The organism is Sphingobium sp. (assembly GCF_003248505.1).
Lineage (GTDB): Bacteria > Pseudomonadota > Alphaproteobacteria > Sphingomonadales > Sphingomonadaceae > Sphingobium.
The window spans coordinates 51,687-63,127 of the sequence record NZ_QFOA01000013.1; the positions used below are offsets into that span (position 1 = coordinate 51,687).

The 11,441-nt window shown below is 63.6% G+C and carries 10 protein-coding genes; 5 read left to right on the forward strand and 5 right to left on the reverse strand.

Annotated elements, in window-relative coordinates; genetic code table 11:
- Positions 1-42: 42 nt before the first annotated feature.
- Positions 43-897 carry an RcnB family protein gene (locus tag DI606_RS07470; RefSeq protein ID WP_293981073.1) on the reverse strand — a complete coding sequence of 285 codons (855 nt, stop codon included), beginning with the start codon at positions 895-897 and terminating at the stop codon, positions 43-45.
- 296 nt (positions 898-1,193) lie between these two features.
- On the opposite strand from DI606_RS07470, the gene DI606_RS07475 reads away from it, so the two are divergent.
- Both DI606_RS07475 and DI606_RS07480 read left to right on the forward strand, forming a co-directional pair.
- Entirely contained in the window at positions 1,194-1,679 is a 486-nt protein-coding gene (locus DI606_RS07475) for a biliverdin-producing heme oxygenase (RefSeq protein WP_293981096.1), read from the forward strand.
- Complete coding sequence (locus tag DI606_RS07480; protein ID WP_293981076.1) at positions 1,672-4,233, forward strand: HWE histidine kinase domain-containing protein; 2,562 nt, start codon at positions 1,672-1,674, stop codon at positions 4,231-4,233. The genes DI606_RS07475 and DI606_RS07480 overlap by 8 nt, the downstream gene beginning before the upstream one ends.
- Before the next feature lie 24 nt (positions 4,234-4,257).
- On the opposite strand, the gene DI606_RS07485 is transcribed toward DI606_RS07480, so the two are convergent.
- Genes DI606_RS07485 through DI606_RS07495 form a run of 3 tightly spaced genes read right to left on the reverse strand, consistent with a single transcriptional unit; the run spans position 4,258 to position 6,562 of the window.
- Positions 4,258-4,812 carry a (2Fe-2S)-binding protein gene (locus DI606_RS07485; protein ID WP_293981079.1) on the reverse strand — a complete coding sequence of 185 codons (555 nt, stop codon included), beginning with the start codon at positions 4,810-4,812 and terminating at the stop codon, positions 4,258-4,260.
- Positions 4,809-5,291, reverse strand: a complete 483-nt coding sequence (locus DI606_RS07490) for a DUF2721 domain-containing protein (protein WP_293981098.1) — start codon at positions 5,289-5,291, stop codon at positions 4,809-4,811. Before DI606_RS07490 ends, DI606_RS07485 begins: the two co-directional genes overlap by 4 nt.
- Before the next feature lie 59 nt (positions 5,292-5,350).
- Positions 5,351-6,562 (reverse strand): LL-diaminopimelate aminotransferase, encoded by a 1,212-nt coding sequence (locus DI606_RS07495; RefSeq protein WP_293981082.1) that lies wholly within the window; start codon positions 6,560-6,562, stop codon positions 5,351-5,353.
- 142 nt (positions 6,563-6,704) lie between these two features.
- Here DI606_RS07495 and DI606_RS07500 point away from each other — a divergent pair, with 142 nt between their 5' ends.
- The 3 genes from DI606_RS07500 (at position 6,705) to clpS (ending at position 9,865) form a co-directional block, all read left to right on the forward strand.
- The gene (locus DI606_RS07500; protein WP_293981084.1) at positions 6,705-8,444 is read left to right on the forward strand and encodes a class I poly(R)-hydroxyalkanoic acid synthase; all 1,740 of its coding nucleotides are present in this window, start codon (positions 6,705-6,707) and stop codon (positions 8,442-8,444) included.
- Between the two features lie 107 nt (positions 8,445-8,551).
- On the forward strand, positions 8,552-9,337 hold the full coding sequence (locus DI606_RS07505; RefSeq protein WP_293981086.1) for a phasin family protein: 786 nt from the start codon (positions 8,552-8,554) through the stop codon (positions 9,335-9,337).
- 189 nt (positions 9,338-9,526) lie between these two features.
- Entirely contained in the window at positions 9,527-9,865 is a 339-nt protein-coding gene (clpS, locus tag DI606_RS07510) for an ATP-dependent Clp protease adapter ClpS (RefSeq protein ID WP_293981101.1), read from the forward strand.
- Between the two features lie 385 nt (positions 9,866-10,250).
- Here clpS and DI606_RS07515 read toward each other — a convergent pair whose 3' ends face one another.
- Entirely contained in the window at positions 10,251-11,081 is an 831-nt protein-coding gene (locus DI606_RS07515; RefSeq protein ID WP_202408261.1) for an aldo/keto reductase, read from the reverse strand.
- Positions 11,082-11,441: the final 360 nt, after the last annotated feature.

Here is an 11,441-nt window from a genome sequence, read left to right on the forward strand (position 1 = left end):
CCGGGGCCAGTGGTTCCTGAAGGCCAGTTCAGGAAGCGGCAATCACCAGAAGAAATTGTGGATCGCGTCGACCACATAGCCGTCGCGCACGTCGACGAGCAGCGCATCGTCATAATAGCGTATCCAGCGCAATGTGCCGTAGGCGGGCGGCAGGCGGTAGCTGTAGGGATCGTCGAGCCAGTAGCTGTTCCCGTACAGCATGCTGTTGAGATAGATGCCTATCGAGAAACGCTGATAGCCATAGCCCCAGCCGCTCGGCGCATAATAGCGGCCGATGCGGTAGCGGTCGCCGTAGCGGGCGCGATAGCCCTGCCAGTCATAGCGACGATCCTGACGCCAGCCATTGTCCCAACGGCGCTGGTCGCTCCACCGCGCGCGGTCGTCGAGGCGATGGCTCCAATCGCGGTCGCGCCCGTTCCACCCGCCGTTATTCCAAGCGCCATTGTTCCAGTTGCCGCCATTCCAGCCGCGCCGGTTGTCGCGCCAGTCGTTGCGGCGCTCCCCACGCCAGTCGCGGCGGTCGTCCCGTCGATCGTTTCGCCAGTCCGGCTGCGGCGGGCGCTGCGCGCCGGTCCAGTCGCGGGGCGGAGCGATCGGACGGTCGCGAAGGCCGTTGTCGAAGGGGCGGGGGCCGCCGCGCTGCCAGCCCGCGGGCCCAGGTTGCCCGGCGGGGCGTTCGGTCCGCTCGGGATTGCGGCCCTGCCAGTTCGCGCCGGGATCGGGCCGATGCAAGCCCTGGCCGACGGCGTCGCCGCGCGGCCCCCTTTCGAATCGTGGACCCCGCTCGCCGCCACCGGGGCGTTCGCCGCGTGGCTGTTCGTGCTGCGCAAGGGCGGGTGTGATGCCGCCCAGAACGGAGGCGGTCATCATTCCCGCCAAGATCATCTTCCTCAGCATCGTCTTTCATCCTCGGCCGGGGGCACGCTGCCACCGATAGAAGCCTTTTATAAGCCCCGCCATGTCGAGACGCTGAACCCGTTCGTCAGCGATGCGAAAGAAATGGAGCGTCCCATTTACTTTGGACAACGAACGCGACACAAGCCAACTCTATGTCGCATCATCGTTCGCCATGGGCTTTTCCGCCAGGAAAGCTGATGCAGATCAAGGATTTTTGCGGTAGCTGCTTGTAGGAACGATGTGTGAACGCTGCCTCTACTGTCGGCCATGTCCGTATGGCCCTGCGCGATGCCACGATGGCAGACCATCGCAGGGTCGATACCATCTACGCTGATTTCTCGCTCGATACGCGCGAAGCCTATCGTGCCTTCCTGACGGCCCATGCCCGTGTGCTGGCACCGCTGGAAGCCGCTGTCGCGCCCGCGCAACCGCGTCAGCCGCTGTTGGCGCAGGACCTGGCTGCGCTGGGAGCCGCGCTTCCCGCGCCCCTGCCGCAACCCGATGCGCGCAGCGACGGGGCGTTGTGGGGCATCCGCTATGCGCTGGAGGGATCGCGCCTGGGCGGGGCGATGCTGGCGCGGCAAGTGGGGGACGGATTGCCGCGTGCCTATCTGTCCGCCGCCCACGACAAAGGCGAATGGGTAGCCTTCCAGCGCGCGCTCGACAGCGCGGCGACGGAAGGCGGCGAAGGCTGGCTGGAGGACGCCGTGCAGGGCGCTCGGGCCGCCTTCGCCCTGTTCGCGCAAGCCGGCGAGGCGGAACGGACGGCCATCCGTGCCTGAACGCAACGGCGCGCCCCCGACCGAGCCGGTCGACCTCACCCACTGCGACCGCGAGCCCATCCACGTGCTGGGCATGGTGCAGCCCTTCGGTTTCCTGGTGGCGCTGACCGCCGACTGGCTCGTCGCGCGGGTATCGGCGAACAGCGCCGAATTCATAGGCCTTTCACCCGACGATATGCTGGGCCAGCCGATCGTGGGGATGCTGTCCCCCGAGGCGATCCATACGCTGCGCAACCGCATCACCCTGTTGCGTGGCCCCGATTCGGTGGAGCGGATCTTTTCGCTCGCGCTGATCGAGGGCGGCGCGGTGTTCGACGTGGCGGTGCATTTTGCGGGGCCTCTGGTGGTGATCGAGGCGGAGCCCGCCAGCCATGACGAGATGGAGGCGAGCAGCACCGTGCGATCCATGGTCGCGCGGCTGGGGCAAGTCGAAGGCATCTCCGCCTTCCTGCGCGACGGTGCGCGGCAGGTGCGGGCGCTCACCGGGTTCGACCGGGTGATGGTCTACAGGTTTGCGGGCACAGGCGATGGCGAAGTGGTGGCCGAAGCCTTGCGCCCGGGGATCGAAAGCTTCTTCGGGCTGCATTACCCCGCGTCCGACATCCCCGCGCAGGCGCGTGCGCTCTACCTTCGCAACATTTTTCGGATCATCGCCGATGTCGATGCGACGCCCGTGCCGGTGGTGCCGCAGCTCGACCCGTTCGGCTCGGCGCTCGACATGTCGCTATGCCTGACGCGCGCGGTATCGCCGATCCACATCGAATATCTGCGCAACATGGGCGTCGGGGCTTCGCTTTCCATCTCCATCGTCGTCGAAGGGCGGCTCTGGGGCCTGTTCGCCTGCCATCATTATGGCCCGCGCCTGCCGACTTTTGCACAGCGAAGCGCGGCGGAGCTGTTCGGCCAGATCTTTTCCATGATGCTGGAGAGCCGCGAGCGGGCCGAAACGGCAGCGTATGAAGGCCGGTCGCGGCAGGTGGCGGACCGGCTGCTGGCGGCGGTGGCGCAGGACCATGACCTGCTGACCAACGCGCGCTGGATGGGCGACATCATTTTCGACACGATTCCGGCCGACGGCGTGGGCGTCTATATCGACGGGCAGATGACGCTGTCGGGACTGACCCCGGACGAGCCCGCCTTCGCCGCGATCGTCGCGATGCTGAACCGCGCCGCGGCGGGGCAGGTCTATACGACCGACCGCCTGACCGACGCGATTCCCGAGGCGGCGGGCTATGCCGACCGTACCGCAGGGCTGCTCGCCATTCCGCTGTCCCGGCGGCCCCGCGACTATGTGGTGCTGTTCCGGGCCGAACAACTGCGGTCGGTGCGCTGGGCGGGCAATCAGGAAAAGGCGATCGAATACGGCCCCAACGGCCCGCGCCTGACACCGCGCAAGAGTTTCGAAGCCTGGTCGCAGATCGTGCAGGGCACGGCCAAACCCTTTACCCCCGCCGAATTGCGCGTCGCCGAAGCGCTGCGCACCGCGTTGCTGGAGGTGGTGTTGCGGCTGTCCGACTCGGCGGACGCGGAACGACAGCGCGCGCAGGAAAAGCAGGAACTGCTGATCGCCGAACTCAATCACCGGGTGCGCAACATCCTGTCGCTGATCCGGGGGCTCGTATCCCAGACGAAGGACAGCGCGCTTTCGGTCGAGGATTTCATCGGCACGCTGGAAAGCCGTATCCACGCGCTCGCCCGCGCGCATGACCAGATCACGGCGGACCGGTGGAGCCCGGCGCGGCTCTACGATCTGATCGAGGTGGAGGCGGGCGCCTATCTGGGTGTCCGGCGCGACCGGGTGCGTCTGACCGGACCCAATGTGCTGCTGACGCCCGGATGCTTCACGGTGCTGGCGTTGGTGATCCACGAGATGCTGACCAATGCGGCCAAATATGGCGCTTTGTCGGATAGCGGAACCGTCAGCATCGAATGGCGGGTGGACGAGGATGGCAGCCTGCTGATCGACTGGATCGAAAGCGGCGGCCCTGCGGTGGTCGCGCCTACGCGGCGCGGTTTCGGGTCGACGGTGGTCGAACGATCCATTCCTTACGATCTGGGCGGCCATGCCGAAATCCATTATCGGCTGGCGGGGATCGAAGCGCATTTCTGCATTCCGTCGCGCCATGTCGTATCGGTGCTGCCCGACCTGATGGAGGGCGAACGTCCCAAGCCGGTTGCGGCGGTGCCGCCCGGCCTGCTCAAGGGGCGGTCCGTGCTGCTGGTCGAGGATAATATGATCATTGCGATGGATGGCGAGGATGCTTTGCGCGATCTGGGCGCCGAAGTGCTGACAGCATCCAACGTCGCGCGGGCGCGGGATGCGATCGAGGGCGGGACGGTGGACATCGCGGTCCTCGATTTCAACCTGGGGTCGGAAAGCAGCCTGCCGGTCGCGGACCTGCTGACCGAACGGGGCATCCCGTTTCTGTTCGCTACAGGCTATGGCGACGGCCTCGACCTGCCGGCGCGGTTCACGACAGTGACGCTGGTGAAAAAGCCCTATTCCGGCGCTACGCTGGCGCAGGCGCTCGCTCCGATGGTGCAGCCGGGCTGACGGCAGTTCGGCTGGCGGACCCCATCACCGCTTGGGCGGAGGCGTGGGGCGACCGAGGGCGGGAACCGTGCGGGCGGCCTCTTCCGGCGCGATGCCGGGGGGCGGCGCGGCGGCAACCCGTTCCTCGCCGCGCATGATGCGGCCCGCCCGCTGGATCGCGCCACGCAGGCGGGGATAGATGCCGCACCGGCAGATGTTGGTGATGGCAGCGTCGATCTGCTCATCCGAAGGGTTGCTGGTCCGGCGTAGTAGAACGGATGCCGCCATGATGACACCGGGGACGCAATAGCCGCATTGCGACACATTGTCGGCCGCGAACGCCTGTTGCAGCGGATGGCCGCGATCGGGCGAAAGCGCTTCGATCGTGGTGACGAAGCGGCCCTCGGTCTTGCCGATGGTGACCTGGCAGGAGCGGATCGCTTCGCCGTCGATATCGACCGTGCACGCGCCGCAATCGCCGGTACCGCAGCCATATTTGGTCCCGGTGAGGTTGGACGCGTCGCGCAGCGCCCAGAGCAGCGGTGTGTCCGGATCCATGCGATATTGCACGGGGCGGTCGTTGACGGTGAAACGGGTCATGGCGTCCCCGCCTCCTCTTCCTCCGCCTGATGGTAGAGCACTTCGTTGCGGATGTGGATGGTGCGCGAGGCGAGGCGGATTTCCTGGATGAAGGTCGCGAAGGCGACTGCCTGAAGCACCATGGCCAGGCTGAAGAGAATCGCGACCGGCGTGCCCAGATGCGCACCGAACAGGTTGCCGGCGAAGAGCAGGATGACGACGAGGCAGACCGCGCAGGCAGAGGATACAGACAGGAAGATCGCGCCGTTGACCACGCTCATCCGCCGGTCGAGCACGCGGATTTCGGCGACCATGCGATCATGTTCCTTGCCGCGCGTGGTCAGCACCAGCGGTTCGACCGCACGGGCGCGGTCGATCACGCGCGCGAGGCGGCTGACGCACACGTTGAGGAACGCGCCGATGCCCGCGAGCAGGAACACCGGCGCAAGGGCGAGCTGGATGGTCTGCGCCACCTGGCTGACCTGGGGCAGGGGGATCATCATGCGGCGTCTGTCATCGCTCGCGGTTTTCCTTCATCGCGCGTCTCGCAACGGGCGGGTCAGGCCGCGCCTTTGGACGAAGGCGTATTGATGCCCATCGACTTGAGATATTGCTTGATGTTGCGCGCGGCCTGCCGCAGCCGCTGCTCATTCTCGACCATGGCGATGCGCACGAAACCTTCGCCATCCTCGCCGTAGCCGACGCCCGGCGCAACCGCGACCTTGGCGTGGGTGAGAAGTTGCTTGGAAAATTCTAGGCTGCCCATGTCCTTGAGCGCGGGTGGCAGCGGCGCCCAGCAGAACATCGATGCGCGTGCGGGCGGAATGTCCCACCCCGCGCGCGCGAAGCTTTCGACCAGCACGTCGCGGCGCTTATGATAGAGTTGCCTGTTCTTTTCGACGATATCCTGCGGGCCGTTCAGCGCGGCGCACGCGGCTGCCTGAATCGGGGTGAACGCGCCATAATCGAGATAGGATTTGACCCGTGTCATCGCCGCGATGAGCTTGCGGTTGCCCACGGCAAACCCCATGCGCCACCCCGCCATCGAATAAGTCTTGCTGAGCGAGGTGAATTCGATCGCCACATCCTTTGCGCCGGGCACCTGAAGGATGGAGGGCGTGGGATTGCCGTCATAATAAAGTTCGGAATAGGCCAAGTCGCTCAGTACCCAGACCCTGTTCTCCTTCGCCCACGCGACCAGCCGTTCATAGAAAGCGAGGTCGACCGTTTCGGCGGTCGGATTGGACGGATAGTTGACGACCAGGATCGACGGGCGCGGCACGGTGAAGGCCATGGCGCGGTCGAGCGAGCGGAAATAATTTTCGTCCGGCGTCGTGGGCACCGAACGGATCGTCGCGCCCGCGATGATGAAGCCGAAGGTGTGGATGGGATAGCTGGGATTGGGGGCCAGCACCACGTCGCCCGGTTCGGTGATCGCGGTCGCGAGGCTGGCGAGCCCCTCTTTCGATCCCATGGTGACAACCACTTCGGTATCGGGATCGATGTCCACGCCGAAACGGCGACCGTAATAGTTGGCCTGCGCCTTGCGCAGACCAGGGATGCCGCGCGATTGCGAATAGCCGTGCGCGCTCGGCTTTTGCGCGACTTCGATCAGTTTCGCGATCACGTGATCGGGCGGCGGCAGGTCGGGATTGCCCATGCCAAGGTCGATGATGTCCTCTCCCGCCGCACGGGCGGCCGCGCGCATCGCATTGACTTCGGCGATGACATAGGGCGGCAGACGCTTCATGCGATAGAATTCTTCGGACATTATAGGGGCTTTCCTCGAAGCTCTCGGTAAGGAATAGTGCGTACCGCGCCGTGGGCGCGTCACATTCCGGCTATAACCCGCCGGTGGGGGACGCGCCAGCGAAAGCGGCGCGCGTGCGAACGCCAGCAAAAGGAGAGTGGCCATGGAGAAGAACGACGTCATGGAGCCGCACCTGCCGACGCTGGAGGATATGCAGCAATGGACGCAGGTCATCGGCCGCGCCCAGCAATTGATACTGGAGCAGGCGGCGAACGCCACCGGCCAGAGCCCGCCCTTCGACCCGCAGGCCATCGCCCGCATCCAGAGCAGCTTCGCCGACGAGGGGATGGCGCTGTGGCGGCGTTTCCTCGATTCGGGCGGGTTGCTGCGCGAACGGGCCGAGCCTGCGCCTGCCGACAGCCCCGCCGCGCGTCGCGACCGGCGCTTTGCCGATCCCGCCTGGACCGAACATCCTTTCTACGACCTCATCCGGCAGAGCTATCTGCTGGTGTCCGACTATCTGATGCAGGTGGCCGACGCGGTCGACGGTGTGGACCCCAAACAGAAGGCGAAGCTGCGGTTTGCCACCGGCGGCATCGTTGACGCGATGGCGCCCAGCAACTTTCCGTTGATGAACCCGCAGGTCGTGCAGAAGACGATCGAGAGCGGGGGCGAAAATCTGGTCACCGGCCTCAAGCACATGTTCGCCGACATCCAGAAGGGGCAGCTGACGCATACCGATGGCACCGCGTTCGAACTGGGCCGCAACATCGCGGTGACGCCGGGCAAGGTGATTTACGAAACCCCGCTCTATCAGTTGATCCATTATGCTCCGGCGACCGACACGGTGCTGGCGACGCCGCTCGTCATCTTTCCGCCGTGGATCAACCGCTTCTATATCCTCGATCTCTCGCCTGAAAAAAGCTTCGTCAAATGGGCGGTGGACCAAGGGCTGAGCGTCTTCCTGGTGTCGTGGAAGTCGGCCGACGCATCGATGAAGGACCTCGTCTGGGACGATTATATCCTGAAAGGGCAAGTCGACGCGATCGATACGGTGCGCGGCCTGTTGGGAGTGGAGAGCGTCCACGCCATCGGATATTGCGTCGCCGGGACGACGCTCGCCGCGACGCTGGCGCTGCTGGCCGCGCGGGGCGAGGCGGGCAAGGTGGCGAGCGCGACCTTCTTCACGGCGCAAGTGGATTTCAGCGAGGCGGGCGACCTCACCCTCTTCGTCGATGACGAGCAGATGAAACTGGTGGATCAGTTGTCGTCGTCCGGCTTTCTGGACGGGCGTTATATGGCCGCGACCTTCAACCTGCTGCGCGGGCGCGACCTGATCTGGAACTATGTGGTCAACAATTATCTGTTGGGGCACGATTACCCGCCCTTCGACCTGCTCCACTGGAACGGCGATACGACCAACCTGCCTGCGCGCTGGCATCGCGATTACCTGACGCAGCTTTATCGTGACAATCTGTTGGTGCAGCCGGGCGCGATCAGCGTCGACGGTACGCCCATCGACCTGAGAAATGTCAAGACGCCCGCCTATGTCCAGGCCGGACGAGAGGACCATATCGCGCCCCTGCGAAGCGTGTGGAAGCTCACCCATCATCTGGGCGGACCGGTGCGGTTCCTGCTGGCGGGATCCGGCCACATCGCCGGCGTGGTGAACCCGCCCGCCGCGATGAAATATCAATATTGGTCGTCAGAGGGCGTCCACGCCACGCTCGACGAATTTCTGGCAGCGTCGACGGAAACGAAGGGCAGCTGGTGGCCCGACTGGCGGCAATGGCTCGAAAAGCTGGATCCGCAAATGGTAAAGGTGAAGGGCGCGCGCATCCCGGGGAAGGGATCGCTCAAGGCCATCGAGGACGCGCCCGGACGCTACGTCAGACAACGCTGAGCCGCGCATTTCGTATCTTCGTTTCGATTTTGTTGCAGTGCACAAAAACATCTTGCGCGACGACCGCAAACGCTTTATTGTGCAGTGCAGCAAATCGGAGAATGGGTATGGCAGTTCCTCCCAAGGCATCTGGGCGCAGACCGCGTGATAAGAGCGGATCGCCCGCATTGTCGGCGAGCGAAGCGCTGAAAGCTGCGGAAGCGGCAATCGGCACGCCCGCAAGGCCGCCGCGTCGCCCGACGACCGCAAAGCCCGCCACGCCGGTTGCAGCCATCGCCGCCACAACGGCGGTCGATGCAGCGCCCGAACCGCAGGAGGCGCTGCCCACGCCCACGGAGCCCGTGGCTCCGACCCCGATTACAGAGAGCCTGCCGGAACAGGCCGATCCCGTTGCGACCCAGCCGCTGTCCGGCCCAGAAGGAACCAAGATTATGAACGAAGTTATCGAAAACGGTAAGAAGTTCGCGGAAGACACCAAGGCCAAGTTCGAAACCGCCTATGCCGACTTCAACCAGAAGACCAAGGCGCACGTCGAAAAGTCGACCAAGGCGATCGAGGAACTGAGCGACATCGCCAAGGGCAATGTCGAGGCTATGGTCGAATCGGGCAAGATCGCTGCCAAGGCGATGGAATCGATCGGTCAGGAAGCGGTGGACTATACCCGCAAGAGCTTCGAGAAGGCGACCGCGTCGATGAAGAGCTTCTCGACCGTCAAGACCCCGACCGAATTCTTCCAGCTTCAGTCGCAGCTCCTCTCCAGCAGCTTCGACGAATTCACCAAGGAAGCGGCGCGTCACAGCGAAGCGATGGTCAAGCTGGCCGGCGATGTCGCCCAGCCGCTGACCGAGCGCGTGACCGTCGTCACCGACAAGGTAAAGTCGCTGGCCGCCTGAAACCCTTCCTGAGCGGGGTTTGAATCGAGGGTGCGCTTCCATAGGGGAAGCGCACCCTTGTTCTTGTTTCGATAGGGGGGCGGGACGCGGCAAGCGGCGCTGCCGCCCCTTGTCATGGCGGGGCGAATTGCCATATCCTCCCTCATCATGAACATCAGCAGCACCACCGTTTCGGCCCTGACTGCCCGCATGGCAGACCGCGACTCAGATGATGAGGGCGAAGGGCCGGGCGGCCCCAGCGTCGGCATCGCCACGCGCACCCGCGCGCGGACGAAAAAGCCCTCTCTCTACAAGGTGCTGATGCTGAACGACGACTATACTCCGATGGAGTTCGTCGTGCATGTGCTTCAGAATTTCTTCCGTATGGACATGGAGGAAGCGACCCGCGTCATGCTGCATGTCCACCAGCGCGGAGTCGGGGTGTGTGGCATCTTCAGCTATGAAGTCGCCGAAACGAAGGTGAACCAAGTGATGGACTTCGCCCGCCAGAACCAGCATCCGCTCCAGTGTACGCTGGAGAAGGCATAAAAGGCGCTCGGACGGGACGACGAATAGACGCTGCCGCTCATCAAGCGGTAGACGTCGTTGCAGCCTCTCTGGCGGTCCCGAATCATTCCCACTCGATTATTGATTGAAAGCATAAATCCTTGAAATATAGCAATTAAAAATATTTCTTGCGGCGATATACCGTCATACATCCTGGAAAATTGGCCGGCTTATGAATTTATTGGGTTTTTCCGAGATGCCCCGAAAAACCGTACTTTCGGGATCTATCGTCAAGCGAGAAACACAGGAAACAATCCGATCCGATCCATGCATTCCGCCGATTTCACGACGTAGCTCTATCATCAATGCGGCCAACTATCACGCGGGTCACGTCAGTGCCTTCGAGAGAGAATATCGCCATCTGACGCTACAGCATTTCAAGTGGACGACGGTTGCCTGGCCTAGGAAATGCCGCGTCGAGCGTCGCAAGTTGGGCATCGGAAAGAACGATATCGGCGGCCGCGCGGTTCTCCCGCACATGTGCGACTGAACTCGCTTTCGGGATGGCGATGAGGCCATCGTGCCGCAACGTCCAGGAAAGTGCGACCTGCACAGGGGTTGCACCAACCTCGGCTGCAATTTTGTCGAGAGCGGGGTGCGTAGAAAGTCGTCCCTGCTCGACCGGACTATACGCCATGACAGGCACTTTGTGCTCGGCGAGCCAAGGCAAAAGGTCCAATTCGGGGCCCCGACGGACCAGATTGTAAAGGATCTGATCGGTCACGCAGCCCCCCCCGCCGGCAGCGACAAGCTCGTCCATATCATCGGTATCGAGGTTGCTGACACCCCAGTGCCGAATTTTTCCCGCCGATTTCAGCGTCTCCAATGCCTCCACTGTTTCAGTGAGCGGCACCGATCCCCGCCAGTGGAGAAGGTAGAGGTCGAGCCGATCGGTGCCGAGCCGCTTCAGGCTCGCCTCGCACGCACCAGCAAGGCGGGAGCGCGATGCATTCTGCGGATATGCCTTGCTGACGAGGAACAACTGGTCGCGAAAGCTGCCCAGCGCCTCGCATATCAGCGTTTCCGCCGCACCGTCGCCGTACATTTCGGCGGTGTCTATGAGCGTCAGGCCCAACTCGACACCGGCGCGTAGCGCGGCGATCTCATCGGATCGCCGCTCGGCACGTTCGCCCATCTTCCAGGTGCCTTGACCCATTGAAGGAACGACTTCCCCGCCTGGCAGCGTCACGCGTTTCATGTGCTTTCATCCTATCAGATGTGTTCGGCTATTCGTTCGAGCGAGGCGGATAGGTAGATCCCCGCCACGCACAAATAAATATCGATACTTGGTGTCACAACTTTCCGCGGCTGTTCAAAAATCCTGTCGAACGCTGCGGTCTCCCGGAATGGGATGATGATTTGGGCATGCGGACTTCGGTCGGAGTGGGCTTTGCTGCAGATCGACAGAGGCTTGTTGCAAGAACACCGAGGACGAGCACGCTTCGACCATCACACCGCAGCCGGCCATCGATCGAGTGCCATTTTGGCGATGGAGAGCAGTTCGTTGATCGTAGCGCCGTCGCGCGCCTGAACGGACATGCCTTCCATGACCGTATTG

Coding starts and splice junctions, on each gene's coding strand:
- DI606_RS07470 (WP_293981073.1), bottom strand. CDS start 897: ATGCTGAGGAAGATGATCTTGGCGGGAATGATGACCGCCTCCGTTCTG.
- DI606_RS07475 (WP_293981096.1), top strand. CDS start 1,194: ATGGCAGACCATCGCAGGGTCGATACCATCTACGCTGATTTCTCGCTC.
- clpS (WP_293981101.1), top strand. CDS start 9,527: ATGGCAGACCGCGACTCAGATGATGAGGGCGAAGGGCCGGGCGGCCCC.
- DI606_RS07505 (WP_293981086.1), top strand. CDS start 8,552: ATGGCAGTTCCTCCCAAGGCATCTGGGCGCAGACCGCGTGATAAGAGC.
- DI606_RS07495 (WP_293981082.1), bottom strand. CDS start 6,562: ATGTCCGAAGAATTCTATCGCATGAAGCGTCTGCCGCCCTATGTCATC.
- DI606_RS07515 (WP_202408261.1), bottom strand. CDS start 11,081: ATGAAACGCGTGACGCTGCCAGGCGGGGAAGTCGTTCCTTCAATGGGT.
- DI606_RS07490 (WP_293981098.1), bottom strand. CDS start 5,291: ATGATCCCCCTGCCCCAGGTCAGCCAGGTGGCGCAGACCATCCAGCTC.
- DI606_RS07485 (WP_293981079.1), bottom strand. CDS start 4,812: ATGACCCGTTTCACCGTCAACGACCGCCCCGTGCAATATCGCATGGAT.
- DI606_RS07500 (WP_293981084.1), top strand. CDS start 6,705: ATGGAGAAGAACGACGTCATGGAGCCGCACCTGCCGACGCTGGAGGAT.